Raw genomic sequence first — 25532 nt, 5'->3', positions numbered from 1 at the left:
TTGCAGCAAGCGCCTCATTCCCGCTCCTTCACATAGGGGGTGCCGAGGGCCCTGGGGGCCACGGCCCGGCCGATGAAGCCCGCCAGCAGGAACACGGTCAGCACATAGGGCAGCGCCTCTATGGCCTGCACCGGGATGGGGAAGTCCCCTATGCTGACCCCCTGCAAGCGGATGGCGACCGCGTCGAGGAAGCCGAACAGCAGGCAGGCCGCCATGGCGCTCCAGGGGCGCCACTTGCCGAACACCAGGGCCGCCAGCGCCATGAAGCCCTTGCCCGCGCTCATGTTGGGGATGAACTGGGCAGTCTGGGCCACCGCCAGATAGGTGCCCCCTATCCCCGCCAGGAGGCCGCCGATGATGAGCGCCGTGTAGCGCATGCGCACCACCGAGATACCGGCAGTGTCCACCGCGGCCGGGGCCTCGCCCACCGCCCGTAGCCGCAGGCCGAAGCGGGTGCGAAACAGCACCCACCAGGCGAGCGGCACGGCGGCGAACGCCAGGTACTCCAGCAGGGAGTGACCGCTCAAGAGCTCGCTGTAGAGCTGACCGAGCACGGGCACGTCATACAGCTCCCTGGCGAAGGGCAGATCGATGGGGGCGAAGCGGGCGGCGCCGGAGAGCGCCGGTGTCTGCCCCCCCTGATCGAACCAGTAGCGACCCAGGGTGATGGTCAGACCCGCCGCCAGTATGTTGATGGCCATGCCGCTCACCACCTGATCGCCCCTGTGGGTGATGGTGGCGAAGCCGTGCAGCAGGGCAAACAGGATGGCGATGCCGGCCCCGGCCCCCAGGCCAATCCAGGCGGAGCCGGAGACGGCGGCGGCCGCACCGCTGGCGAACGCCGCCGCCAGCAGCTTGCCCTCCAGGGCGATATTGACCACCCCGGAGCGTTCGCAAAACATGCCGGCCATGGCCGCCAGGATCAGCGGCGGCGCGGTGCGCACCGTGGCGTCCAGCATCAGGATCAGTGTCTCAAACATGATGTGGACTCCCTTCGACGCGCAAAACATTCCTTTCATCCATGGCCGCCAGGATCAGCGGCGGCGCTGTGGGTATGGTGGCATCCAGCATCAATATCAGTGTCTCAAACATGATGTGGACTCCCTTCGACGCGCAAAACATTGTTGTCATCCATGGCCGCCAGAATAAGCGGCGGCGCGGTGCGTATGGTGGCGTCCAGCATCAATATCAGTATCTCAAACATGATGTGGACTCCCTTCGACGCGCAAAACATGGTTGTCATCCATGGCCGCCAGGATCAGCGGCGGCGCGGTGCGCACCGTGGCATCCAGCATCAGGATCAGGGTTTCAAACATGGTCAGACTCCTTTGACCGGAAGGGACGGACGTCGGGCAATGGCCAGATAGGCCTGCTCGATGCGCGGGCGCAGCATGTGCTCCAGGGCGCCGCAGAACAGGATCACCAGACCCTGCAGCACCACCACTATGTTGCGATCCACCCCGAACTCGAAGCTGAGCTCGGCGCCCCCCTGGTAGAGGAAGCCGAACAGCAGGCTGGCGATGATGACGCCGACCGGGTGGTTGCGCCCCATCAGGGCCACTGCGATGCCGGTGAAGCCGAATCCCTCCACGAAGTTGAGCTTGATCTGGTGCAGCTCCCCCTGCAGCACGTTGAGGGCGAAGAAGCCCGCCAGCATGCCGGAGATCACCATGGCCAGGATCACCACCCCAGGGTAGGAGATGCCCGCATAGGCGGAGGCCGAGGCGCTGGCCCCGACGGCGCGCACCTGGTAGCCCCAGCGGGTGTGCCAGATGAAGAGCCATACCAGCAGCGCGCAGACGAGCGCCCAGAAGAAGCTGATGTTGAGCGGGCTGTTGGGCAGGGTCATGCCGACACCGGCCGCCAGCTCGCTCATCTTCGGCAGCCAGCTCGCCACGGCGAACACCCGGCTCTCGGTGGCCATGGATCCCGGCGGCTTGAAGACGTCGACCAAGAGGTAGGCCATCAGGGAGGCGGCGATGAAGTTGAACATGATGGTGGTGATGACGATATGGCTGCCCCGTTTGGCTTGCAGCCAGGCGGGGATGAAGGCCCAGGCCGCACCGAACAGGCCGCCGGCTATGATGGCGAGCGGCAGCAGCAGGGCGAACGGCAGCAGGTCCCCGAGCAGCAGGCAGACCAGGCCCACACCCAGGCCGCCGATATAGGCCTGCCCCTCGCCACCTATGTTGAACAGGCCGGCGTGGAAGGCCACCGCCACCGCCAGTCCGGTGAAGATGAAACCGGTGGCGTAGTAGAGGGTGAAGCCTATCCCCTCGCCGGTGCCGAAGGCGCCGTACCACATGATCTCGGCGGCATCGAGGGGCTTGATGTCCAGGTAATAGAACAGGATGGCGGAGACCAGGAAGGCCAGCCCTATGTTCATGGTCGAGAGGACGCCGACCGATACCCAGGCCGGTACGCGTTGTTGACTCATGGTTGGCTCTCCTTGCCTGCCCCGTGGGTGGGGGATGTGATCGCCACCTCGCCCGGAACGATATTCGCCATCATCAGGCTAGCGATTGTTGCGCTTGCTGCGCTGGTTGATCCCATGTTCATGATGTGGCTCCTTGCGATGGGCTTGCCGCCACCTCGTCCGGAACGATATTCGCCATCATCAGGCCGATCGTTGCGTTTGCTGCGCTGGTTGATCCCATGCTCATGATGTGGCTCCTTGCGATGGGCTTGCCGCCACTTCGTCCGGCACTATGCTGGCCATCATCAGACCTATGGTGCGTTCATCCGCACTGGCGCCATCCAGCTCGCCGACGATGCGGCCGTCGCTGATCACCAGGATCCGGTCCGACAGGCTCATGATCTCGTCCAGCTCCACCGACACCAGCAGCACCGCCTTGCCCTGATCCCGCATGGCGATGATCTGCTGGTGGATATATTCGATGGCGCCTATGTCGACGCCCCGGGTCGGCTGGCCGATGAGCAGCACGTCCGGGTCCTGCTCCACCTCTCGGGCGATCACCAGCTTCTGCTGGTTGCCGCCGGAGAAGTTCGCTGTCTTGTGGTCCGGGCTGGGCGGGCGCACGTCCCACTTCTCCATCTTGTCCTGGCAGTCCCGGCGGATGGCGCCCTTGTCCTGCAGCCAGCCCTTGTTGTATCGGGGTCGGCGGTGATAACCCAGGATGAAGGCCTCCTGGGCGTCGAAGCGGTTGATGAGCCCCATCTTGTGCCTGTCTTCCGGCACATGGCCCAGGCCATAGTCGCGCACCTGCTCCGGGCTGGCCGGATGCTGGCCATCGATGCGATGGACGCTCCCCTTGCCATGGAGGGTGAAGCCCCCTTCGCTGGGGGTCAGGATGCCGCCGAGCAGGCTGAGCAGCTCGGACTGGCCGTTGCCGGAGACCCCGGCCACCCCGACCACCTCCCCGGCCCGTACCGCGAAGCTGACGGACTTGAGCCGCGGCACGCCGTTCGGATCCCGGTAGCCGAGGCCATCCACCTGCAACCTGGGGGCCCCCGGCCGGGCCGGGCCCTTGTCGACCCTGAGCCGCACCTTGCGCCCCACCATCAGCTCGGCCAGCTGCTCCTTGTCGGTGTCCTGGGTGGCCACGTGGGCCACCATCTCCCCCCGACGCATGATGGAGACCCTATCCGTGATGGCCAGGATCTCCCGCAGCTTGTGGGTGATGAGCATGATGGTGGTGCCCTGATCCCGCAGTTTTTTCAGCACCTCGAACAGGTGATCCGCCTCCTGCGGGGTCAGCCCCCCGGTCGGTTCGTCCAGGATCAGGATGCGGGCGCCGCGATAGAGCGCCTTGAGGATCTCGACCCGCTGCTGCAGCCCCACCGGCAGATCCTCGACCCTCTCGTGCAGGGGCACCTCGAGACCATAGTCCCGCGCCAGCTCGCCGAGCAGTTTCTCGGCCGCCGCCAGGCTCTTGCCCAGGTGCCAGCCGTGCTCGGCGCCGAGGATGACGTTTTCCAACACCGTGAAGTTGTTCACCAGCATGAAGTGCTGGTGCACCATGCCTATCCCTGCGGCGATCGCATCCTGGGAGCCATGGGGTTTGAAGGGGTGGCCGTCGATGAACATGTCACCGCGATCGGCGTGGTAGAAACCGTAGATGATGCTCATCAGGGTCGATTTGCCGGCGCCATTCTCGCCGACGATGCCGTGAATGCTGCCCTTTTGAACCTGGAGATCGATCTGCTTGTTGGCGTATACCTCGCCAAACCGCTTGTCGATACCGCGCAATTCGATGGCGTAGCGATCCGTCTGGTCCATGATGCAGTCCTTGCTAATCATGACGCGTCTCTCCCCCTGGCCGGGCAGGCCCGTTCAGAGGGAGTGAGACCGAAAACCGGCCCGCGAGCGGGCCGGTGTGTCTGGTAGCCAATGGGCTATCAGTAGTTGCAGGTGCCGTCGCTCATGTAGTCATGCACCTTGACCTTGCCGGCGATGATGTCGGCCTTGATGGCGTCCGCCTTGGCCTTCATCTCAGGGGTGATCAGCGCCTCGTTGTCCTTGTCCAGCGCCCAGTCCACCCCGCCTTCGGCCAGGCCCAGGGACTGGATGCCCGGCTGCCAGCTGCCCTTGGTGGCATCATCCCAGGTCTTGTAGGCGGCCAGGCCCACCGACTTGACCATGGAGGTGAGCATGGTGCCCGGCTGCAGGTGGTTCTGGTTGGAATCCACGCCGATGGCCAGCTTGCCCTCGTCCTTGGCGGCCTGATAGACGCCGATGCCGGTACCGCCGGCGGCGGCATAGACGACGTCGGCCCCCTTGGCGAACTGGGACTTGGCGAGCTCAGCCCCCTTGGCCGGGTCGGCGAAGGCCGCCGGGGTGGAGCCCGTCATGTTCTGGAACACCTCCATCTTGGGATTGACGTACTTGGCGCCCTGCTCATAGCCGCACTGGAACTTGCGGATCAGCGGGATATCCATGCCGCCCACGAAGCCGACCTTGCCGCTCTTGGACGCCATGGCCGCCAGGGCGCCCACCAGGAAGGAGCCCTCATGCTCCTTGAAGACGATGGATTGCACGTTCGGCTTGTCGACCACCATGTCGATGATGGTGAACTGCACCTCGGGGAACTCGGTGGCGACCTTCTCTACCGCTGAGCCCATGTTGAAGCCGACCGCGACTATGGGGCTGTTGCCCCGGCTGGCCAGACGGCGCAGCCCCTGCTCGCGCTGGGCCTCGTTCTGGGGCTCGAACTCCCTGACCTTGACCCCCTTGTCCTTGTTGTAGAGCTCGACGCCGTTGCGAAACACGGCCTCGTTGAATGACTTGTCGAACTTGCCAGCGGTGTCATAGATGACGGCGGGCTGGGAAGCGGCCTGGGCCGAGAGGGCGGCCAGGGTGAAGGCGGCCACACTGGCCAGTTTGAGTAGCTGAGTCACGATCTTGTCCTTGATTGTTATTGAGGGTCCGTAACCTGCTGGCGCAGGCAAGCGTGCACGCAGGCTAACTGTATGTGAGTGAGGTTGGGGGTCAAGGCGGGCATCACAGAAAAACGTTTGCGCTAACGATTTGATACATAAGCGAATGACTTTATAAGTTGTTGTTTATAGACGACTTTATGGTTTTTTGTGCTGCAACAAGGCGGCCTCAAATGACATTTTCATTACGAATCATGAAGTTGTGCGCAAGCGTTTTCCAAGACCGGGGCGAGAGTGAGCTTCTATTGACGCCAGCATGGCCCAGTGGCCGCCGCGCGACCCGCCAGGGGGAGGGGGCCGCCCTCGGGCGCGGGACGGGGCCTCACCGTGAGGAGGCGGTGATGCACCGGGATTTGGTCTGCGGCGCCACAAGCCGTATAATCGCCGCCTGTATAAATAAACAGGAGTGGTGATGGACGTTTCAACCCTGCTCGACGGGCTCAATGACAAGCAAAGAGACGCGGTGGCGGCCCCTCGCAGCAACCTGCTGGTGCTGGCAGGCGCCGGTTCGGGCAAGACCCGGGTGCTGGTGCACCGTATCGCCTGGCTGATGCAGGTGGAGCGTTGCTCACCCTTCTCCATCATCGCCGTGACCTTTACCAACAAGGCGGCGGCCGAGATGCGCGGCCGGGTCGAGAAGGTGATAGGGGACGGGGTGCGCGGCATGTGGATAGGCACCTTCCACGGCATCGCCCACCGCTTGCTGCGGGCTCACCATCTGGATGCGGGCCTGCCGCAGGATTTCCAGATCCTCGACTCCGACGACCAGTACCGCCTCATTCGCCGGGTGCTCAAGGCGCTCAATCTGGACGAGAAGCACTGGGCCCCCCGCGCCGTGATGGGCTACATCAACGGCAAGAAAGACGAAGGCTTGCGCCCCGGCGACATCGACCTCTATGGCGACCCCGTCACCCGCACCTATCAGCAGATCTACAAGACCTATCAGGAGACCTGCGATCGCTCCGGGCTGGTGGATTTTGCCGAGCTGCTGCTGCGCGCCCACGAGCTGTGGCTGAACAAGCCCCATATCCTCGAGCACTACCGGGATCGCTTCCAGAACATACTGGTGGACGAGTTCCAGGATACCAACGGCATCCAGTACGCCTGGCTGCGGATGCTGGCAGGGGACACAGGCCGGGTGATGATCGTCGGCGACGATGACCAGTCCATCTACGGCTGGCGCGGTGCCAAGATAGAGAACATCCAGCGCTTCCTGACCGACTATCAGGGCGCCGAGACCATCCGCCTCGAGCAGAACTACCGCTCCACCGCCAATATCCTCAAAGCCGCCAACAGCGTCATCGCCAACAACTCGGAGCGGCTCGGCAAGGAGCTGTGGACCGAAGGGGCCGAGGGGGAGCCGATTTCGCTGTACGCCGCCTTCAACGAGGTGGACGAGGCCCGCTTCGTGGTCGGCCGCCTCAAGGATTGGAAGGAAAAGGGCGGCCTCCTGGCCGACTGCGCCATCCTCTATCGCTCCAACGCCCAGTCGCGGGTGCTGGAAGAGGCGCTGATGCAGGACGCCATGCCCTATCGCATCTACGGCGGCCTGCGCTTCTTCGAGCGGCAAGAGATCAAAGACGCCATGGCCTACCTGCGTCTTATCAACAACAGGGGCGACGACGCCAGCTTCGAGCGGGTGGTCAACACCCCGACCCGGGGCATCGGCGATCGCACCCTGGAGATACTGCGCAACAACGCCCGGGATCAGGGGCTCAACCTGTGGCAATCAGCCAAAGCCTTGCTCAATGACAAGGTGCTGACCGGCCGCGCCGGCAACGCGGTGCGCGGCTTTGTCGAGCTGATCGACGCGCTGGAGGAGCAGGTCTCCCTGCTGCCGCTGCACCAGCAGGCGGATATCGCCATCCAGCATTCCGGCCTCAAGGCCATGTATCTGGCGGAGAAAGGCGAGAAGTCCCAGGCGCGGGTAGAGAACCTGGACGAGCTGGTCACCGCCTGCCGCCAGTACCAGCGCCCGGACGAGCTGGAAGACATGAGCGATCTCTCCGCCTTCCTCGCCCACGCGGCGCTGGAATCCGGCGAGAATCAGGCGGACGAATATGCCGATGCGGTGCAGCTGATGACGCTGCACAGCGCCAAGGGGCTGGAGTATCCCCTGGTGCTGCTGGTCGGTGTGGAAGAAGGCATGTTCCCCAGCCAGCAATCCACCGAGGAGTCGGGGCGGTTGGAAGAGGAGCGGCGCCTCTGTTACGTCGGCATGACCCGCGCCATGGAGAAGCTCTACATCTGTTATGCGGAGAGCCGCCGCATCTACGGCCGCGAGATGTTCCACAAGCCGAGCCGCTTTATCCGCGAGATGCCCGCCGAGTGTCTGGAAGAGATCCGGCTGCGCACCCAGGTCAGCCGCCCCACCCAGTACGGCCGCTTTAGCCAGAACGAGGTGCAGCAAAGCTTCGACGCCAGCGGCATCAAGCTTGGCCAGCGGGTGCTGCATCCGAAATTTGGGGAAGGCATAGTGCTGAACTTCGAAGGTGTGGGCCAGCAGAGCCGGGTGCAGATCCAGTTCGACGAGGTCGGCGCCAAGTGGCTGGTGACGGCGTATGCCAGATTGGAAGCGCTGTAAGGCGCAGCGCACCCGCCATCAATAGCAAAAGGAGCCGTTGGCTCCTTTTTTGTCAGGACTGTAGGTTCGATTAGCGAAGCGTAATCGGACGTTCGCGTCATGGGTAAATTGTGTGCCTGGGTGTTGGCAGCACGGCTGGCGCCGTGCAGGACGCGAGGGCTGGGCCCTCGATAGGGTTTCGCCCGCCCTTCGGGCTTGGGCGAGTAACTTTTCTTTGCGTGGCCAAAGAAAAGTCACCAAAAGAAAGGCCACCCCCGCCAATCCGACCGCTTCGCCAGTGCCCTCGGGGCCGCGGCCACCTCGGGCGGGCCCCCCCCGCCCGCCCCACCCGGGGGGGGGGGGGGGGGGGGGGGGGGGGCGGCGCCACGGGGGGGGGGGCCCCCCCCCCCCGGGGGGGGGGGGGGCGGCTACGCCATCATCCCTGATGGCGTCCCTGACGTTGCCTCTGACCCTCGGCGGATTGGAGGGGAATCAATACCGTGCCTGCTTTTGACTTGGAAGCATCTAGGATAGCCACTTTAACCAGAATGAGGGTGGCATGATCTCCGACGGCGGCGACATCAAGCTCGGCCAGCAGAGACGGGGACGGATCCATGCCAAGTGGCTGGTGACGGCGCATGCGAGATTGGAGGCGCTCTGATTTTTCCCTCCCTTTGATGCAGCCAACTCGGCTTTAAGCCGGACTGGTTTTTATAAATTTCGTCACGGTAATATTAATGACGCGATCGTCCGAATACGCTTCGCTATTCGAACCTACAGCTATCAAGAGATGTAGCTGTGCATACAAGAATCTGTCCTTACTGCACAAATTCAACATATAAATATTTACTTTATTGGCATTGTGGCTAGAAAATAATGTATATTAGATGGCATGCATTGAAACTAATAGTTTACTAGGGTTAGGGTGAAATGATAATAAATGAGCCCAAAAAAACTGGTGTAAGGTTATGGGTTGAAATTCTTGTCTTTATTTCATCCTACTACCCCCTTTTCCTTATATTATTCATTCGCGATATTGGTTCACAATCTCATAGCATAAAAATTGGTATTGCACCGTGGAATTCATCCGTTAGTGTATGGGCCATGTGTTTTCTTTTAATTTCCTCATTTGCAATGTTAATCACCGCAAACTTTATGCGATTCTTTTTAAAAAGCCATTCCAATGGGGTTGAAGTCCGTGTGGTTAAAGTTAATCAAGTTCGAGGAGATATGATTAACTATACAATCCCATTCCTAATTGGTCTTTTCGCATTTGATTATAAATCTTGGCAATCAATTACCTCCTTGGTTTATATTTCTTGTCTTTATGTTTTCATTTTTACACAAAGAAAAAACAATACTACTAAATCCGATGCTGTTGTTATTAGGGATTAGGCTGTATGACACCACATTGAAGTGGGTTGGTCAGGATAGAGAAGAAGAAAAAACTGTAATTTGTCTGGGGTGTATGTCAGTCTCAGATATAAAGGTTGAGTTTTCTGAGAATGCCGGGATTAATTTTATATATTCAATTAAAATGGAAAAGTAGAAATGCATAATGTTCAGCTTGAATTAGATCAGCAAGCTTTAGATGCAAAGCTGAGGGCATTGAAAGATCTAGATTTGGAAGAGGCCACCATAAATATTTGGGTCGCAGATGTAAAGACTAACAACTCGAAGAAGCGTTTCTCGAACGTAAAATTGCTCAATATTGAGCGTGTTCACAAAGAGCGATTTAAACAGTATGTAGTTGATTGTATTGAAGGCTATGATCATATCGATGAGTTGAGACCAGTTACAACAATTCAAGATAACCGTTTTTTCTACACTGAGAGTAGTGCCACAGATTTATCTCAACTCAAAGATATTGTTATTGAGGGAGGGGTAGGTGCAGTTACTGAACATGCGGAATTAAATAATTTCAATTCCTATGCGATCCAACTAACATTTGGCAATCCAGAAAGAAGCTTGTTTGCTTTTAGATATATTAGTGGGGCGTGGTCTTTAAATAGATCATCAGGAAATTTTTTGATTTCATTCTTGAGAGATGACACTTTAGTTTTTGAAATAAACAATCAACCAAGATTTCAGATAACACCATACATTGATTTCATTCAATTTGAGGATGATGTGTTTATTGCAGATTTAGTTCAATTTGAAACAGCAATGAACTATCATGAAAGACTGAAAGAAAAGAAAAAGGATGCCATTGCGGCTCTATGTGATAGCCCAGCTGTAAATGCCCGCTTTAGTCCTACACTCACTACCGTTATCGGAAATGATAAACGGCTAATGCGTCAGTTAGCATCCGTACACAGCAAGGGTCATTATTCTGATCCCGCTTGGCTCGGCAGGCTAAGAGAAGTAGCCCAAGAGGCAGGGAATTGGCAAATAGAATTTGACGAGAATGAACAAATCATTATTAAAGAAGATAAAACATACATAAAGGAGATATTGACTCTATTACAAAATAAACGAGTGAGAACAGTTGTTGATGGAGTCATGTTTGATGTAGATGGAGAACTAATTGCAGTTCCTGTCGTGCAAGCTGGCTGACGTAGAAGGGCCGTAGGTTCGATTAGCGAAGCGTAATCGGACGATCGCGTAATCGGACGCTTACAACGGAACAACCCTTTTAGGTGTTCACTCCAATCCCCCCAACACCCCATCCACCGACCCGCACCAATCCGGCGGATAGACGCCGCTCGCCACGTAACGATGGAAGGTGGAATAGGGCCAATCGGCCAGCCGGGTGACATGACCATGCTTGAGGGGGTTGATATGGACGTAATCCATATGGTGGCGGTAATCCTGCGCATCCCGGATCAAATGTTCCCAATAATGACGTTGCCAGATGCCCCGCTCCCCGTGGCGTAGCCGGGTCTGGCTGCGGCGCTCCGTCACCGGCAAGGCGCGGGAAAAGTGGCTCTTGATCAGCCGCCAACGCAGGGGGAAATCGCTGTCTCCCTCCGGCAAAGAGAGAATGCAGTGGAGATGGTCGGGCAACACCACCCAGGCGTGGATGGCGAAGGGGTGAGCCTGTTGCACCTTGGCAACGCTGTGGCGCAGCAGGTCGATCTGCTCCACCAGCAGCCGGTTGTTGCGCCGCTCCAGCAGGTTGACGGTAAAGAACCAGGTTCCGCCGGGCCACCATGCCCGCCGCCAGTTGGCCATGCATTTCCCCTATCTTCGGCAGAAAAGCCAAGCATAGCCTTGCCGCTATATACCCAATCACGCGAACGCCCGATTAAGCGATCGTGCATGACGCCATTGTCCGATGATGGGATAGACCGACGACGAGATTGCCCGATGACGCGAACGTCCGATGACGCGATCGTCCGATTACGCGATCGTCCGATTACGCTTCGCTAATCGAACCTACATGCAGGCGGGTTCCGACAGGAAAAAAAACCAGGCTCCCGCCTGTCGGGCTCACCGCAACTGAAACGCCTTGACGATAAATTCGATAAAGAGCCGCACGTTTCGGGACTGCTCCTTGTGGAAGGGGTAGACGGCGAACAGGGCGTGGGGGTCGGGTTGCCAGTCGGGGAGCAGTTTGACCAGGGTGCCGTCCGCCAGTTCGCTCGACACGAACTCTTTGGGCACCAGTATCACCCCAAGCCCCTGCACGGCAGCCTGTTTCAGGGCTATGCCGTTGTTGGCGCAGAAGCTGGCGGGCTTCAATTCCACCGCCACGCTCTCCGCGTCCCGGGTGAAGAACCACTTGTTGGGGGAGGAGGATAGGCTGTAGAGCAGGCAGTTGTGGCTCTTGAGATCCTCCGGGTGGGTGGGCTGGCCCGCCTCCTTGAGGTAGTCAGGGGCGGCGCAGAGCACTCGCCGTACCTCGCACAGGGGTTTGGCGCGCAGTGTGGAATCATCCAGGGTGCCTGCCCCCCGGATCACCAGATCCAGCCCCTGATCCACCAGGTCCATGTAGGCGTCGCTCAGGATCACCTCGATGCTGATTTCCGGGTAGCGGCGCTGGAACTCGCAGACGAGGGGGTTGATGCGGATCAACCCGTAGGACATGGGCATGCCGATCCTCAGCCTGCCCCTGGGGGTGAAGGAGGCGGCCATGATGGACTGGTCGGCGGCCTCCAGGCTGTCCAGCACGGCGCATATCTGGCCGTAGTAGGCCATGCCGGATTCGGTGACGCTCAGCCGCCTGGTGGTGCGGTTGATGAGGGCGAAGGAAAATCTGGAGAAAATCTGGGACACCCACCTTTTTGAGTGAGGCGCAGCCGAGCTGGTTGTCGATGTTGTGGCGGACTGAGAGCGAAAATGTTCCTGGATCTGGGTGGGCCAGGGCTGCGCTGGCGCTAAAACTCTTATTCAGACACAGTCATGCCCGGCATCGGATGACATGCCGGGGTTTGATTTGAAGAGGAGGAGGGACGAAATCTAGGACACCCACCTTTCTAGCAGAGGCGTATCCGGGCTGGTTGTCGATGTTGTGGCGGGTGTGAGAGCGAGAAGAAATCTGGGACACCCACCTTTTTGAGTGAGGCGCAGCCGAGCTGGCTGTCGATGTTGTGGCGGACTGAGAGCGAGAATGTTCCTGGATCTGGGTGGGCCAGGGCTGCGCTGGCGCTAAAACTCTTATTCAAACACAGTCATGCCCGGCATCGGATGACATGCCGGGGTTTGATTTGAAGAGGAGGAGGGATTCAAGGAGGAGGCTGGTGACATCGTTGCTGACCACAGTGCTGCGCAAACTGCCGGCAATGCTCCCTGTCACCCACGGCTCTGATGCCTTGTCGCCGAAACAGTGTCACTTGTCTCAACCATTGTGCGGCATCAAGGCCCAGCCGTTGCAGGATAGGCGCAAGGTGAGCCGGTATATGGCCCCTCTTGTCGGCTCTGATGGCGCGACCCGTCCAGTCGACCAGCATCAGGTAGTCAGCGAAGGCATGGGGCAGGCCATCCGGTTTTCCCTGGCTGGCAAATGGTAGCAATAGCGGAGGCAAGGCGTCGCTTGCTGGTGTTTCATCCAGTCGCTGCTTGATGCTGGTGTAGTCGCTCTGTTCGGGCTTGTCGGCAATCGCGGCCCGTATTGGATTGAGGTCCACGTAGACCATGCAGGCCAACAGGGCAGACTCGGTGAGCAAGGCCTGACTCTTGAAGCGCCCTTCCCAGAAATGCCCCTTGCAACCATCCTCCCGATTTGCCTGGCGGGCCAGGGTTTCATTGAGCAATCGAACAAGCCAGCTGATGGAATGCAGCCGTTCACGCCATTGGGTTATCAGCTGTTGCACGACTGCCAGTTCAGGCTCAATCAGAGATTCCCCTTGATACCAGCGCCGTACCAGCAGCGGCCATTGGAACAGTGCAGCCCAGCGCTCTGCCACCTCCCGTTCGCTCCAGCTGGCGGCAGTGTCTGGTTCGACTTTGAGCACCAGATGGTAATGGTTGCTCATCACCGCGTAGGCGCAGACGCTGATGGCAAACAGCCGCGACAGCTGGCCCAGCTTGCCGACCACCCACTGACGACGATGCTCGTAGCTCTGGCCGGAGTGGGCATCTTCACCACACAAGAAAGCCCGCCGCACACAGCGACTGACCACATGGTAGTAAGGCGTATCCTGCAAACTGATTTGACGTGAACGGGCGATGGTCATGGCACCCTCCTGCGATTCCCCTTTCAGTCAAGAACAGAGCTAAAGCGCTGTCAAAAAGGTGGGTGTCCCAAGACGCTGTTCGATCCCCATGTCACGGGCCGCGCCCCGCACTATGTCCACGCCGTCGGCGAGGGGGTCGGCTTGCTGCAGGTTGCGGGTTGCAGGCACTCTCTGATCGCGAATGGCCAGGGTGGTGAAGATGGCCTCTATCCCCCGGCGGTTCCCAGCAGATGGAGGAAATCTGGGACATCGGAGGAAATCTGGGACATCCATCTTTTTGTGCGTGTCGCAGCGAGGTTGGCTGTCGATATCAAAAAGGTGGGTGTCCCAAGATGAAAAGTGCCGGCGAGATCAGGCCCCCTGCCAGCGTTTGAACAGCACGCTGGCATTCACGCCGCCAAAGCCAAACCCATTGGAGATGGCGTGCTCGATCCGCATGTCACGGGCCGCGCCCCGCACTATATCCACGCCCTCGGCGAGGGGGTCGGGTTGCAGCAGGTTGCGGGTGGCGGGCACTCGCTGATCGCGAATGGCAAGCGCAGTGAAGATCGCCTCTATCCCCCCGGCGGCCCCCAGCAGATGGCCGGTGGCAGACTTGGTGGAGGTCACCGCAATCTGGTTGTCATCGCCAAAGACGCGTTTGATGGCGGCCAGCTCCCCCCTGTCACCCACTGGAGTCGAGGTGGCATGGGCATTGAGGTGCTGGACATCCGCCCCCTGAATGCCGGCCTGAGCCAGGGCAGCCATCATGGCGCGGCGAGCGCCGTCTCCATCCTCCGGGCCGGCGGTGAGGTGATAGGCATCGGCGCTGGTGCCATATCCCACCAGTTCCACTATGGGGGTGGCGCCCCGGGCCAGGGCGTGTTCCAGGGATTCAATCACCAGGATCCCGGCCCCTTCGCCCATCACAAACCCGTCGCGGTCGACATCGAACGGACGGGAGGCCGCTTCGGGATCATCGGCATAGGCGGATGACAGGGCGCGGGCGGCGGCAAACCCGCCCAGGCTGACGCGGTCTATGGTGGCCTCGGCCCCGCCACAGATGGCGATGTCGGCCTCACCGCAACGAATGAGGCGGGCGGCGTCGCCAATGGCCTGCACCCCGGCGGCGCAGGCCGTGACCGGTGCCCCGAGCGGCCCTTTGAAGCCGAAGTTGATGGAGACATGGCCCGCCGCCATGTTGACCAGGAAGGAGGGGATGGTGAAGGGAGACAAGCGGCGCGGCCCCCGCTCATCCGTGGTGCGCACGGCCTCGACGATGGCGGGGAAGCCGCCGATGCCCGAGGCGATGATGGTGGCGGTGCGCTCCTGCTCCGCCGCCGTCTCGGGGGCCCAGTTGGCTTGCAACAGGGCCTCCTTGGCTGCGGCAATGGCAAACAGGATGAAGCGGTCCATCTTCTTCTGCTCCTTGGTCGACACCACGGCATCGGGGTCAAACCCGGCCACGGGATCCTCGGCCAAGGTCGGAACCATGGCGCCCACCTTGGCGGCCAGCCCTTCGGTGAAGGCCTCCGGCAGGCGGCGCAAGCCGGACTGGCCCGCCAGCAGCCGCTGCCACACGGTTTCCACCCCATATCCAAGCGGGGTCACCGCTCCCATTCCTGTCACCACGATGCGAGTTGAGCTCATGATTCTGATTCCTGTTTCGAAGGGTTATCGCCGCTCATGACGCCATTGGCATGGCGCAGACGCTGCTTCATGCCGTCGCTGGCGGCCGGTCCTGGCACCAGAGTGTGGCGCGAGGGTGAAATCTCCTGACCGGTGCGCCTGTCCACCAGCATGGGCTCGACCAGCTCGCCCGTCTGGGCATCCATCAGCTGGATGCTGGCTCCCTCGGGGGCCAGGTGGTTATTGCCCCAGGTGAGCAGCGCGATCAGCACTGTGCTGAGATCCTGGCCGCGGGGGGTGAGCGCATATTGATAACGAGGGGGGCGATCGGAGTAGAGCCGCTTCTCCATCAACCCCCCCTCGACCAGAGCGGTCAGGCGTCGGGTCAGTATGTTGGGGGATATGCCAAGGCTCTTTTGAAATTCATCGAAGCGCGACAGGCCATGCATGGCATCGCGGATAATCAGCAGACTCCACCATTCGCCGACGTGATCCAGGCTGCGGGCAATGGGGCACTGCTGTTCACTCAGACTCTTCTTGCGCATATGGGCTATCAGGTTACTTGCATAATGGAAGTAACCATACGACCCCTACTTCCATTATGCAAGTGACTCGTGCCGTCCGGTGGTGGGCGATGCTATGCGACACCTTGGAGAGGGGATATCTGGGACACCCATCTTTTTGGACAAGGCATTACCGTCAGATGACGGAAATATGGCGCGAGCACATCTCGGAGAAACAGGGGGAGCCAGAAACCCGGCCGCCATGCCGAGGGTGCGACGGCCGGGTGAATTGTAAAGAGTAGGGTGACAGTTGGAACTGGGTATCAGCCTAGTCTAATCAACTCGATGGGCGCATAACGCTCTTGCGTGTTGGCCAGCAGCACGCACTTCTCATGCTCCGCCTCATAGGGAGTCATGTTGTCGGTGCGAGCCTCCTTCAGGGTGTCGACGGCGCCGGTGGCGGCAATCATGACGCGCTGGCCAAGGGTCAGCACATTGCGGTTTCTATCATAGATCTTCATGGCATTCTCCTTTTCTGATGTGTGTCCCGACCCTGTGCCGAGGACAGCGGACCCAGACTACGCCTCCAAAAAAGTGGGATGCGTGTCACAGATCAAAAAAAGGGCAATCTGGAGGGGCAATCTGGGACACCCATCTTTTTGTGCGTGTCGCAGCGAGGTTGGCTGTCGCTATCAAGAAGGTGGGTGTCCCAAAATGAAAAGGTAGGGGAGAGGGGGGGGGTGGGAGCAGAGAAAAGCAGAGAAAAGGCGGGACGCCCACCAGAACGACATCTGGCGCGCCGCCCTGCCGGGCGACAAGTCGGGCCCTGGCGGCCTAGCGGCCAGAGAGGTGACCGAGAGGGGAAGCGGCCCGGCCCTGGATCCTTAAGGGTTTGATCTGGCTTGCTGTTTTTGTGAGCGATAGCTCATATAATCGCCGCCATGAAAATGATTCGGATGGATTCGATGGTCACGGCGATGGCGGCCCTGCTCGCGCTGCTCTGCTCCGCTCTGGCATGGGCGGCCCCCACCCCCTTTGTGGCGCTCCCGGCCGCGTCGGCGAGCCAGAGCAGCATGGAGCCGCTGCTCTCCTGGTTTCGCGGCGAGTTCAGCAATGCCGAGCAGGCCGGCTATGACCCGCGCTTCGCCAATGCCACCCTGAGGCTGACAGAGATCTGGCCCGGCGGGGCCGGGGTGCGCTGGGTCTATGCCGAGCAGAACCTGGCCGGGCGCCCCGAGCGACCCTTTCGCCAGCGCATCTACCGTTTCAGCGCGGGCCCAGGAGGGCGGGTTCTGATGAGCGAGCTGACCATGCCCAGGGCCAGCGACTTTGCCGGTGCCTGGCGGGATCCCGACCTGCTCGCAGGCCTCACCCCTTCCCAGCTCTCCCTGCGCGGCGGCTGCGACATCTGGTTGCATCGTCAGCCTTCCGGCGACTATCGGGGCCGCAGCGACATAGGCCTTTGCCCGACCGAGTTTGGCGGCGCCGCCACCCTGGTGCAGTACGTCTGGATAGGCAAGGACAGGATCCGGCTGCTGGACAGGGCCTACGACGAGGCGGGCCAGCCACGCTGGGGCAGCCCGGGGGAGGGCTATCTCTACCTGCGGCTGCCCGCCACCGGCTGAGTCGGCTCGGGCAGGGCCCGGGTCCGGGCGGCGCCCGCCAGGGCGCGATAGAGCAGCAGGTAGCCCAGGGCGCACACCAGGCTTGCCATCAGGAAGATCTCCTGCACCGCTACCCTGTCTCCCAGCAGGGCGATGATGAGCCCGGCCAGGGGCAGGCTGAGCTGATTGAGCAGCACCATCAGGCTGATCACCCTGCCCCGCTGTTGTTCCGCTATCCAGTGCAGCCGCTCGGTGCGAATGAAGACATTGAACAGGCCGCACAGACCGTAGCTGAGGCCGCATCCCAGCAGATACCAGCCGAAGCTCGGGGCCATGGCCATGATGAGGCCCCCGGCCAGGATCAGCAGGAAGGCGAGCTGTCCAATCCAGTAGACGGCGACCCGGCGCAGCAGCCAGGGCATCAGCAGGAAGGCGCCGATGGAGATGCACCCCATGGTGAGCTGGACGCTGGCCAGGGTCTGATCGCTCTGGCCAAACAGCCCCAGCGTCATGGGGGCGGCGGTGGCGAGCGCCAGGCCGACGATCAGGTTGACCAGCATGGCGAGCCCCACCAGGCGCAGCAGTATGGGCTGGGCCAGCAGGGCGCCGAGCCCGACCCTCAGCTCGGGCAGCAGGGCCCGGCGTTGACTCTGGCTGTGGGCGGCGGGGGCGGCGCCCCGGGTCAGCCCCAGCACGCCGGTGGCGCTCAGGGTGAAGCCCAGGGCGCATCCCCACAGCAGCTGGGTGGCCGGCAGCCAGATGAGCAGGGCGGCGGCCAAGGCGGGGCCGAGCACGCTGGCCCCGTTGTTGGTGACCTGCAACCAGCTCTGGGCCTTGGCCATGTCGGCGGGGGGCACCAGATGGGGCAGGGTGGTCTCGAGGGCGATGAAGGCCTGGGCATAGCAGAAGGCGCACAGCGCCATCATCACCATGATGGGGGCCATGCCGCTGCCGGGCCACAGGGTCATGATGAGGGCGGTGACGACGCAGGCCGCCGCCCTCAGACCATCGGCCAGTATGTAGACGCGCCGTCCACCGACCCGATCGGCAAACACCCCGGCCAGGGGCAGGGAGATGAGGCGGGGCAGCCATTCGATGAAGAAGGCCAGCCCGGAGAGGGCGACACTCCCCGTGCTGCGATAGACCAGCAGGGGCACGGCAAACTGGAGGATCTGATCGCCGAGCCCGGACAGCATGCGGGAGCCCAGAAAGACGGAGAAGCGCATTCCCTGCATGGCCTGCCCCCTCAACAGTGAACGACCGGCTGGTCGCAGGCGATCTGGGTGTCGGCCTCGATGGCGTCGGCCAGGGTGTCGAGCCAGGCCAGCAGGGTCGGGTAGTCGGCATGGTGCAACACTATCTGGCCCATGAAGCCGCCATTGTCGGTCACCCTGGCGCTGACCCGCTCCCCCACGGCCTTGCTGTAGCTCCCCTGATGCAGGGTGATGCCCAGGGCCTGGGCGAGGCGCGGGATATCGGCCTGGCGGCTCAGGGTGCCGCTCTGGCGCGGGCGCAACATGCGGATCCCGCTATAGCCCAGCTGGCGGGGCAGGGCGCTGTGGGTCTGCCCCGTGCGGGCCCAGTGCAGCCAGCGCTGCCAGGGGTCGAACGCCTCGAAGCTGAGGGCGGCGAGATCCCAGATGTGCATCCCCGCCGGTCGCATGTTGCTCTCCACCGCGCTGGCTCCCTGTTCGCGCAGGAAGAGCTCGTTGTGATAGGCCCCCCACTCCTCGGCCAGCAGCCGACGCATGAAGCCCCCGGCCTGATTGAGCCAGCGGGTCTGCTCCGGGGTGAGCCTGGCCGGCACTATCTGCTGGTACTCGGCGCGGTACTCCCCCTGGGTGGTGTGCTTCTCGGTCAGCCAGCGGCAACCGGCCACATAGTCCCAGCTAAATTCCCGCGCCCCCTCGATGAGGGGCTCCATCATGATGCCGCTGGCGTGATAGGGGGCGAGCTCGGCCCAGACGGCGGCGCAGTCGGTGTGCTGATGAACCGCCATGCAGCCCCGGCTGTTGCCCTCGGCCACCGGCTTGATGAAGCCGCTGCCGCCCAATGCCTCCCGGGTGGCGATCAGGGATTCGAGGCTGTCGATGGCCCGGGCCGTCAGGGGCAGATAGTGATCCGGGGCGGGCACCTCGGCCTCCATGGCCCGAAAGCGCCCCTTGTCCAGGCCCGCCAGGGCCGCCTCTGGCCGGGCGCCGGGCAGCCGGTAGTGCTGGGCCAGCAGGGCACCGAGCGGTACCCCCCGATCGGAGAAGGGGAGTATGCCGAGCGGTGTCATGGCCGCCTCGGCCAGGACCTTGCACACCCGCGCCAGGGCGGGGCTCTGGCCGAGCTCCGCCTGGATCACCAGGTCGGCGGCCTGCCAGTCTTGCAGGCTGGCCCGCTCCACCACCAGCACCAGCTGGCAGTCGAACCGGTTGTGGGCCAGCTGGCGGAGCTTGGCAACATCATAGATGCGCACATTGTTGTAACCGACGATGACGAAGCAGGGGGTCATGCTGATGCCTCCATCCGCGCGGGCGGGGTCGAAATGTATTCCACTCGGGTCTGCTCCAGCAGGGCGCCGAGGGCGAGAGGCAGGGTCTCTGCCCGGCCCTGCACTATGCCGGACAGGGGAGTGGCGCCGGTGGCGTAGCTGATGCTGCCGGGGCGCGCCGCCACAGGCGTCGCCTGATGCCAGCTGTGCAGCAGGGTGCCCCAGCGGTCGTGGTCGAAGTGGATGCGCTGGGCCTCGCCCCTGTGGTGGGCCGGGTAGACGAACCAGCCGTAGTGGGTGTCGGTCAGGGGGACGGCCTGCTGGGTGATCTCCCCGTGGAGCTGGTATTGCAGGTCGATGTGATAGAGGTTGAGCCCCGTCCTCAGGGCGAAGGTATCGGCGACCCCGGCCCCGCCGACCCGGCAGGCGGTCTCGAGGAAATGGACCCGGCCCGCCTCATCCTGGATCAGCTCGAAGTGAAAGCAGCCCTGGGCCTGGCCCAGGGCGGCCAGGGTCTGGCGCAGCAGCACTTCCATCTGCGGCTGGGGGGCGATCTGGACCGAGCCCAGGGGGGCGCCCCCGGCGTAGTCGAGGCAGTTGCCCACATAGCGGCTGGTGATGGATTGCACGACCTCGCCATCGCGCAGGAAGCCGTCCAGATGACAGATGCTGCCGGGGATGAAGGCCTCGACGAAGTAGTCGTCCGGGCGAGTCAGCTGGCCGATGGCGTCGAGCAGCCTGCGCCTGTCTCCCATCACTATCCCTGTGCTGGAGGCTTCCAGCCTGGGTTTGAGCACGAAGCAGCCGGGACTGTCCGGCAGGTGGGCAAAGGCCGCCAGAGACCAGAAGTCGGGTTGGGGGATACCGGCGTCGCGACAGTGCAGGCGCATGGCCCACTTGTCGCGCAGGGGCAGTATGGCCGCCGGGCTATCCCCGGGGATGGCGAAACGCTCGCGCAGTTGGGCGGCCGCCAGCAGCTCGTACTCGGAGCGGGCGATCAGCCGATCGGCCCGTTGCAGCAGGGACGCGCACTGGCGGGCCAGCGCCTCGGCCTCGAAGCTGGCGACCTCATGATGGTGACTCCCGGGGGGAAGGTCTGCCGCGCCGCCGGGCAGGCAGAGGTAATCGACCCGGTGCACGCCGTGGTCTATCACCTGGTCGTAGCGGATCTTGCCATAGGGCAGCCGGTGCAGGATGACGATGTTCATGGGTGATACTCCACCTGGAAGTGGTGCGCCGTGCTGGCGGCGAAGTCGGAGAATCGGGCAACTCTAATCTCGCCCTCCATGGGGGGGCAGGGAAGGACGGTATTCATTTGGCATTACTTTGCCGGTAAAGTGGCCGGTAAAGTTGCGCAAGGAGGCAGCCATGATGATCCCAGCGTTGGCATTCAGGCCAGGGGAGCCCAAGGTGGTTCAAATCACGGACCACCTCGGCCAGTTGATCCGGGAGGGCGTGCTGCCCATGGGGACGCGGCTCCCCTCCATCCATGCCCTGACGCGCCAGTTCGGGGTGAGCAAGTTCACCGTGGTGGATGCCCTGGACCGACTCAAGGGCCAGCAGCTGGTCCATGCCAGCCAGGGGCGGGGCTATTTCGTCTCCCGCCGTGGCCCGGTGCCGGATGGCGACAGCCTGGGGCAACTGCTGCCCCAGGATTTTCTGAGCGTCTCCCGGCGCGCCCTGATCGGCGAGCAGGGGGCGAGCCGTCCCGGCTGCGGCTTCTTGCCCGCCGATTGGCTCGATGGTGACAACCTGCGCCAGGCCCTGCGCCAGGTGAGTCGGCAGCCCAACCTCAGGCTGGCCGAGTATGGGGATGCCGCCGGCTATCGCCCCCTGCGCGAGACCCTGAGGGACCGGCTGGCGGTGCTCGGCATGGCGCTGACCCCGGGCCAGTTGGTGACCACGGCCAATACCATGCAGGCGCTGGATCTGCTGCTGCGCCTGCTGTTGCGCCCCGGGGATACCGTGCTGGTGGATGACCCCTGCTACTTCAATTTCCACGGCGTCCTGAGTCTGCATGGCGCCCGGGTGCTCTCCCTGCCCCGCACCCCGAATGGCCCCGATCTGCCCCTGCTGGAGCGCTGGCTCAGGGAGGAGAAGCCGCGGCTCTATCTCACCTCAGGCCTGCTGCACAATCCCACCGGCCAGTCGCTCTCGCCCGCCCAGGCGTTCAGCCTGCTGGCATTGCTGTCCCGCTGGGATTGCCATCTGATCGAGGATGACCTCTATGGGGATCTGCTCGGGGAGGGGGTGCCCCGGCTGGCCAGCCTGGGGGGCTGGGATCGGGTGACCTATGTGTCGGGATTTTCCAAGCTGCTCAGCGCCAACCTCAGGCTGGGCTTCGTCGCGGCCAGCCCGGCCCTGGCCGCCAGCCTCGCCGGCCTGAAACAGGTGTGCGGCGGAGTGACCATGGAGATAGGGGAGCGGATGCTGACCGGGCTGCTGCGAGATGGCCACTACGACCGGCAGCTGCGGCGGATCCGCCAGCGGCTGTGCGATGCGGGGGGGCGCGTCGACGACTGGCTGGCGGGGCTGGGCTGTGGGCTGGAGTTCGATGGCCAGGGGGGCCTGTTTCGCTGGGTGCGGCTGCCGGACGGGGTCAACAGCGAGACCCTGGCCCAGTCGGCCCTGGCCGAAGGCATCGCCCTGGCGCCGGGCTCCCTCTTCACCCGGAGCGAGGAGGGGCAACGCCATATGCGGCTCAACCTGGCCCACACCGATCACCCCGAGCTGATGGCGCGGCTGGGTCGGCTGCTGCAAGAGGCGGGGTCAGGGCCGGCTTAGCCCTCTTGAGGGGGAATATCGGCCGCGCCGTTGCCCTCCTTAAATGAGCTGCTCGGCCATGCCGCCCGGGAGGGAGAGGCTGCGACCGGACGCCCAAACAGCAGGTCGGGGCCTGGCCCCTGAGGGAGGGCCGCGCCGTTGCCCGCTTTAAATGAGCTGCTCGGCCATGCCGCCCAGGATGGAGAGACTGACGGCGCCAAACAGCAGGCCGGTCACCAGGTTGAGGGGACGCTGCACCCGGCCGAGCAGACGCTGGGCCCGCGGGGTGGAGAGGCACCAGGCGAGCAGGCCGAACCAGGCGAGGGAGAGCAGGAACAGCTCCAGGATCAGCAGGCCCCGGGTCAGGCCGCCCACCTGGGGGGTGACCATGGCCGCCAGCAGGCCGACGAAGAACAGCAGCGCCTTGGGATTGAGCAGATTGGTGGCGAGCCCGCGCCGAATGCCGAGGGCCAGTCCGCCCCGTTCGCCCCCCGCCTGCAGACGGTCGGCCTCGCCACCCTGCCAGGCGGCCCTGAGGGCACCCCAGCCGAGCCAACCCAGATAGAGGGCGCCGACCAGCCGCACCAGGGTGAACAACCAGGGGTGGCTGGCGATCAGCAGGCTGATGCCGGTCAGGCTGAAGGTGGCGTGCAGCAGGATGGCGAGGGCGATGCCGATGGCGGCCCCCAGGGCGGTGGGCCTGTGCAGGCTGGTGCGCAGGATCAAGGCAAAATCGGGCCCAGGGCTTGCCAGGGCGATGAGGTGGAGGAGTCCCAGGGTGATGAACAGGCTCTGCATGGGGGCGCTTTCCTTTATGGTGCCGGCGATGAGGAGGAGAGCTTGCCAGCTCAGGGGAGGCTGCGGCTTGTAAAAGATTGCATCTGCTGACGGAATTGCGCCGGCGTGATGCCGAAGGCCTGGCGAAAGCCGTGGTGGAAATGGCTCTGATCGAAGAAACCCACCGCCAGCGCCACCTCGCTCACCGCCATGCCCCGGGCGAGCAGGGCCTTGCTGCGCTCGAGCCGCAGCCGCTTGAGCCAGGCGTAGGGGGTCATGCCGCTCTTCTTCTTGAACTGACGCAGGAAGGCGAAGCGATCCAGCCCGAACAGGGCGGCGAGATCCTCCAGGTTGTGGGGTTGATCCAGTCTGTCCAGCAGGTGCTCGCGCAGGAATCTGAGCTGGGGATCCGACAGCCTGTGTTCGCCGGGCGTCAGGTGCAGCAGATCCCCGAGCAGGGTCAGCAGGGTGCTCTGGGCCAGCAGGCCGTCGGCCAGGGGATCTTCCAGGTACATGTGCAGGCGGGCGAAACCGGCGTAGAGATCCGGGCGCCGCTGCAGGGCGCGGTCGAAGAAGTGTTCGCCACCGGGCAGCCAGTTTGCCAGGGTGGCGGGATCGATGGAGAAGACCCGCACCTCGTACCCCTCCGGCAGCAGGCTCAGGCCGTCGTGCATCTCGTCGGGATTGACGGTGGAGAGCTCGCCGCGCACCAGGGCGTGGCTGTTGCCCTTGTGGATGAACTTCTGGCCGCCGCGCTGCACCAGGCCGACGTGATAGTCCAGATGGACGTGACGGCCATAGCTGAACTCCCTGTGATGGGAGTGGGACAGCTCCAGCCCCGGCAGGTGGGGGGAGTGCCAGTAGTGAATGGGGGCTATGGGTTTCATCCCCTATCAATACCCCAGATGAAGGCGGGACGCTTGTAGATTATTGCAATCCCGGGGCGAGGCCAGACGGCACACACCCGGCCAATGCCGGGTGTGTCTGCCGGTTTATCGGGCCGCCGGCTGGGGCGGGCGCCGGCTGCTGCGCAGGCCGTCCAGGCTGAACAGCACCAGGGCGCTCCAGATGCAGGCGAAGGTGATGAGCTTGTCGGTGCGCAGCGCCTCGCCATACAGGGTGACCGCCAGGATGAACATCAGGCTGGGCCCTATGTACTGGAAGAACCCCAGGGTGGAGAACTTGAGCCGGGTCGCGGCGGCGGTGAAGCAGAGCAGGGGGGCCGTGGTGACGGCGCCGGCGGCAATCAGCATCAGGTTGAGGTAGAGGCTGTTGTCGGTCAGGTGACTGGTGGGACTGTCGGCGATGCCCCACAGATAGATGGCGGCCGGGGGCAGCAGGATCAGGGTCTCCAGCAGCAGACCGGTGAGGGCATCCAGGGCCAGCTTCTTGCGGATGAGGCCATAGAAGGCGAAGGAGCTGGCCAGCACCAGGGCGATCCAGGGCAGGGAGCCGAACGCTATCAGTTGCACCGCCACGCCGATGAAGGCGAGGCCCACGGCCCACCACTGCAGGCGGCGCAGCTTCTCCCCGAGAAACACCATGCCGAGCAGCACGTTGAACAGGGGATTGATGTAGTAGCCCAGGCTCGCATCCAGCATGTGGCCATTGTTGATGGCCCAGATGAACAGCAGCCAGTTGCCGCCCACCACGGTAGAGGTCAGGGCCAGGGTCATCAAGACCCTGGGTTGGCGCAGCACGGCGCGCACCTTGGACCACTGGCGACCCAGCAGCACCAGGATCACCAGCAGGGCACAGGACCAGATGATGCGGTGGGTGAGGATCTCGGCGGCGGGCACCTCGGCGATCAGCTTGAAGTAGACGGGGGCTATGCCCCAGAGGGTATAGGCGCACAGGGCATAGAGGATGCCCTGGCGCTGGATCTGTTGTGGCATTGGATGACCTTCGCTGGACGGCGGATGTGACTGACATCGCCAAACCCGCAGTGTAGCCATCCCGGCGACGGGAAAGAAGCGATTAAATAGTGATTAACATGCAACTTATGGCCGGGGATCCGGCACTTCGCCTCACCCCCGGCGGATCTTGCCGATATCCAGCAAGACCCACAGCATAAGCACTATGGCCGAAATCCAGGGGCCCCAGGTGACATAGGCCTCCCCCTGACCCAGCAGGAAAAACAGCAGTGGCAGCCCTATCACCAGCAGCAGCACGCTTCCCACGAGAAAAAGCATTTTTATCTTGATATTGAAGGGTTTGTGT

Annotated in this window: 21 protein-coding genes; 4 read left to right on the top strand and 17 right to left on the bottom strand. The window is 62.6% G+C overall.

Features of this window, described 5'->3' with window-relative positions:
• Positions 1 to 14: 14 nt before the first annotated feature.
• The 4 genes from ACW5W4_RS10160 to ACW5W4_RS10145 all read right to left on the bottom strand — a co-directional run bounded on the left by ACW5W4_RS10160 (position 15) and on the right by ACW5W4_RS10145 (position 5358).
• The gene (locus ACW5W4_RS10160; RefSeq protein ID WP_456689275.1) at positions 15 to 980 is read right to left on the bottom strand and encodes an ABC transporter permease; all 966 of its coding nucleotides are present in this window, start codon (positions 978 to 980) and stop codon (positions 15 to 17) included.
• A 338-nt stretch (positions 981 to 1318) separates the two neighbouring features.
• The gene (locus ACW5W4_RS10155; protein ID WP_456689274.1) at positions 1319 to 2437 is read right to left on the bottom strand and encodes an ABC transporter permease; all 1119 of its coding nucleotides are present in this window, start codon (positions 2435 to 2437) and stop codon (positions 1319 to 1321) included.
• A 222-nt stretch (positions 2438 to 2659) separates the two neighbouring features.
• Complete coding sequence (locus ACW5W4_RS10150; RefSeq protein ID WP_456689273.1) at positions 2660 to 4240, bottom strand: ABC transporter ATP-binding protein; 1581 nt, start codon at positions 4238 to 4240, stop codon at positions 2660 to 2662.
• A 119-nt stretch (positions 4241 to 4359) separates the two neighbouring features.
• Complete coding sequence (locus tag ACW5W4_RS10145; RefSeq protein ID WP_427262322.1) at positions 4360 to 5358, bottom strand: BMP family lipoprotein; 999 nt, start codon at positions 5356 to 5358, stop codon at positions 4360 to 4362.
• A gap of 451 nt (positions 5359 to 5809) precedes the next feature.
• On the opposite strand from ACW5W4_RS10145, the gene uvrD reads away from it, so the two are divergent.
• Positions 5810 to 7981: a DNA helicase II gene (gene uvrD, locus ACW5W4_RS10140; protein WP_456689272.1), complete on the top strand. Its 2172-nt coding sequence runs from the start codon at positions 5810 to 5812 to the stop codon at positions 7979 to 7981.
• Positions 7982 to 9511: 1530 nt separating this feature from the next.
• Complete coding sequence (locus ACW5W4_RS10135; RefSeq protein WP_429167647.1) at positions 9512 to 10516, top strand: Kiwa anti-phage protein KwaB-like domain-containing protein; 1005 nt, start codon at positions 9512 to 9514, stop codon at positions 10514 to 10516.
• 87 nt (positions 10517 to 10603) lie between these two features.
• Here the strand turns inward: ACW5W4_RS10135 and ACW5W4_RS10130 are convergent, their stop codons facing one another.
• From ACW5W4_RS10130 to ydfZ, 6 genes are all read right to left on the bottom strand, one after another.
• Entirely contained in the window at positions 10604 to 11134 is a 531-nt protein-coding gene (locus ACW5W4_RS10130; RefSeq protein WP_456689271.1) for an REP-associated tyrosine transposase, read from the bottom strand.
• Positions 11135 to 11392: 258 nt separating this feature from the next.
• A complete protein-coding gene (locus ACW5W4_RS10125) occupies positions 11393 to 12178 on the bottom strand; it encodes a substrate binding domain-containing protein (protein ID WP_456689270.1) in 786 nt (261 codons plus the stop codon).
• Positions 12179 to 12627: 449 nt separating this feature from the next.
• Positions 12628 to 13578 carry a transposase gene (locus ACW5W4_RS10120; RefSeq protein WP_456689269.1) on the bottom strand — a complete coding sequence of 317 codons (951 nt, stop codon included), beginning with the start codon at positions 13576 to 13578 and terminating at the stop codon, positions 12628 to 12630.
• A 351-nt stretch (positions 13579 to 13929) separates the two neighbouring features.
• Positions 13930 to 15207, bottom strand: coding sequence for a beta-ketoacyl-ACP synthase II (fabF, locus tag ACW5W4_RS10115; RefSeq protein WP_456689268.1), 1278 nt, complete (start codon positions 15205 to 15207; stop codon positions 13930 to 13932).
• A complete protein-coding gene (locus ACW5W4_RS10110; RefSeq protein ID WP_456689267.1) occupies positions 15204 to 15731 on the bottom strand; it encodes a winged helix-turn-helix transcriptional regulator in 528 nt (175 codons plus the stop codon). The genes fabF and ACW5W4_RS10110 overlap by 4 nt, the downstream gene beginning before the upstream one ends.
• Positions 15732 to 16012: 281 nt before the next feature.
• Positions 16013 to 16210 carry a putative selenium delivery protein YdfZ gene (ydfZ, locus tag ACW5W4_RS10105; RefSeq protein ID WP_427262317.1) on the bottom strand — a complete coding sequence of 66 codons (198 nt, stop codon included), beginning with the start codon at positions 16208 to 16210 and terminating at the stop codon, positions 16013 to 16015.
• A gap of 444 nt (positions 16211 to 16654) precedes the next feature.
• On the opposite strand from ydfZ, the gene ACW5W4_RS10100 reads away from it, so the two are divergent.
• Entirely contained in the window at positions 16655 to 17314 is a 660-nt protein-coding gene (locus ACW5W4_RS10100; RefSeq protein ID WP_456689299.1) for a chromophore lyase CpcT/CpeT, read from the top strand.
• On the opposite strand, the gene ACW5W4_RS10095 is transcribed toward ACW5W4_RS10100, so the two are convergent.
• Genes ACW5W4_RS10095 through ACW5W4_RS10085 form a run of 3 tightly spaced genes read right to left on the bottom strand, consistent with a single transcriptional unit; the run spans position 17287 to position 20980 of the window.
• Positions 17287 to 18528, bottom strand: a complete 1242-nt coding sequence (locus tag ACW5W4_RS10095; RefSeq protein WP_456689266.1) for an MFS transporter — start codon at positions 18526 to 18528, stop codon at positions 17287 to 17289. The genes ACW5W4_RS10100 and ACW5W4_RS10095 overlap by 28 nt on opposite strands.
• An 11-nt stretch (positions 18529 to 18539) precedes the next feature.
• Positions 18540 to 19793: an ATP-grasp domain-containing protein gene (locus ACW5W4_RS10090; RefSeq protein ID WP_456689265.1), complete on the bottom strand. Its 1254-nt coding sequence runs from the start codon at positions 19791 to 19793 to the stop codon at positions 18540 to 18542.
• Positions 19790 to 20980: an ATP-grasp domain-containing protein gene (locus tag ACW5W4_RS10085; RefSeq protein ID WP_456689264.1), complete on the bottom strand. Its 1191-nt coding sequence runs from the start codon at positions 20978 to 20980 to the stop codon at positions 19790 to 19792. Before ACW5W4_RS10085 ends, ACW5W4_RS10090 begins: the two co-directional genes overlap by 4 nt.
• 160 nt (positions 20981 to 21140) lie before the next feature.
• Here ACW5W4_RS10085 and ACW5W4_RS10080 point away from each other — a divergent pair, with 160 nt between their 5' ends.
• Positions 21141 to 22556 carry an aminotransferase-like domain-containing protein gene (locus tag ACW5W4_RS10080; protein ID WP_456689263.1) on the top strand — a complete coding sequence of 472 codons (1416 nt, stop codon included), beginning with the start codon at positions 21141 to 21143 and terminating at the stop codon, positions 22554 to 22556.
• Between the two features lie 147 nt (positions 22557 to 22703).
• Here ACW5W4_RS10080 and ACW5W4_RS10075 read toward each other — a convergent pair whose 3' ends face one another.
• The 4 genes from ACW5W4_RS10075 to ACW5W4_RS10060 form a co-directional block, all read right to left on the bottom strand.
• Positions 22704 to 23333, bottom strand: a complete 630-nt coding sequence (locus ACW5W4_RS10075; protein ID WP_408796860.1) for a LysE family translocator — start codon at positions 23331 to 23333, stop codon at positions 22704 to 22706.
• Positions 23334 to 23383: 50 nt separating this feature from the next.
• Complete coding sequence (locus ACW5W4_RS10070; RefSeq protein ID WP_456689262.1) at positions 23384 to 24199, bottom strand: AraC family transcriptional regulator; 816 nt, start codon at positions 24197 to 24199, stop codon at positions 23384 to 23386.
• Positions 24200 to 24304: 105 nt separating this feature from the next.
• Positions 24305 to 25207, bottom strand: coding sequence for an EamA family transporter RarD (gene rarD / locus ACW5W4_RS10065; RefSeq protein WP_456689261.1), 903 nt, complete (start codon positions 25205 to 25207; stop codon positions 24305 to 24307).
• A gap of 132 nt (positions 25208 to 25339) precedes the next feature.
• On the bottom strand, positions 25340 to 25504 hold the full coding sequence (locus ACW5W4_RS10060) for a hypothetical protein (RefSeq protein WP_167335479.1): 165 nt from the start codon (positions 25502 to 25504) through the stop codon (positions 25340 to 25342).
• Between the last annotated feature and the right edge of the window lie 28 nt (positions 25505 to 25532).

Source organism: Aeromonas crassostreae (assembly GCF_054052445.1).
The sequence above is the reverse complement of the archived record's forward strand: the minus strand, read 5'-3'. Positions and strand labels throughout refer to the sequence as shown.

Bases quoted from the DNA above. Each gene is read 5' to 3' on its own strand.
- ACW5W4_RS10070 (WP_456689262.1), bottom strand. From the start codon at position 24,199: ATGAAACCCATAGCCCCCATTCACTACTGGCACTCCCCCCACCTGCCG.
- ydfZ (WP_427262317.1), bottom strand. From the start codon at position 16,210: ATGAAGATCTATGATAGAAACCGCAATGTGCTGACCCTTGGCCAGCGC.
- uvrD (WP_456689272.1), top strand. From the start codon at position 5,810: ATGGACGTTTCAACCCTGCTCGACGGGCTCAATGACAAGCAAAGAGAC.
- ACW5W4_RS10085 (WP_456689264.1), bottom strand. From the start codon at position 20,980: ATGAACATCGTCATCCTGCACCGGCTGCCCTATGGCAAGATCCGCTAC.
- ACW5W4_RS10060 (WP_167335479.1), bottom strand. From the start codon at position 25,504: ATGCTTTTTCTCGTGGGAAGCGTGCTGCTGCTGGTGATAGGGCTGCCA.
- ACW5W4_RS10155 (WP_456689274.1), bottom strand. From the start codon at position 2,437: ATGAGTCAACAACGCGTACCGGCCTGGGTATCGGTCGGCGTCCTCTCG.
- ACW5W4_RS10080 (WP_456689263.1), top strand. From the start codon at position 21,141: ATGATGATCCCAGCGTTGGCATTCAGGCCAGGGGAGCCCAAGGTGGTT.
- ACW5W4_RS10095 (WP_456689266.1), bottom strand. From the start codon at position 18,528: ATGCAGGGAATGCGCTTCTCCGTCTTTCTGGGCTCCCGCATGCTGTCC.
- ACW5W4_RS10150 (WP_456689273.1), bottom strand. From the start codon at position 4,240: ATGGACCAGACGGATCGCTACGCCATCGAATTGCGCGGTATCGACAAG.
- rarD (WP_456689261.1), bottom strand. From the start codon at position 25,207: ATGCCACAACAGATCCAGCGCCAGGGCATCCTCTATGCCCTGTGCGCC.
- ACW5W4_RS10160 (WP_456689275.1), bottom strand. From the start codon at position 980: ATGTTTGAGACACTGATCCTGATGCTGGACGCCACGGTGCGCACCGCG.
- ACW5W4_RS10075 (WP_408796860.1), bottom strand. From the start codon at position 23,333: ATGCAGAGCCTGTTCATCACCCTGGGACTCCTCCACCTCATCGCCCTG.
- ACW5W4_RS10120 (WP_456689269.1), bottom strand. From the start codon at position 13,578: ATGACCATCGCCCGTTCACGTCAAATCAGTTTGCAGGATACGCCTTAC.
- ACW5W4_RS10135 (WP_429167647.1), top strand. From the start codon at position 9,512: ATGCATAATGTTCAGCTTGAATTAGATCAGCAAGCTTTAGATGCAAAG.
- ACW5W4_RS10090 (WP_456689265.1), bottom strand. From the start codon at position 19,793: ATGACCCCCTGCTTCGTCATCGTCGGTTACAACAATGTGCGCATCTAT.
- ACW5W4_RS10130 (WP_456689271.1), bottom strand. From the start codon at position 11,134: ATGGCCAACTGGCGGCGGGCATGGTGGCCCGGCGGAACCTGGTTCTTT.
- ACW5W4_RS10110 (WP_456689267.1), bottom strand. From the start codon at position 15,731: ATGCGCAAGAAGAGTCTGAGTGAACAGCAGTGCCCCATTGCCCGCAGC.
- ACW5W4_RS10100 (WP_456689299.1), top strand. From the start codon at position 16,655: ATGGTCACGGCGATGGCGGCCCTGCTCGCGCTGCTCTGCTCCGCTCTG.
- fabF (WP_456689268.1), bottom strand. From the start codon at position 15,207: ATGAGCTCAACTCGCATCGTGGTGACAGGAATGGGAGCGGTGACCCCG.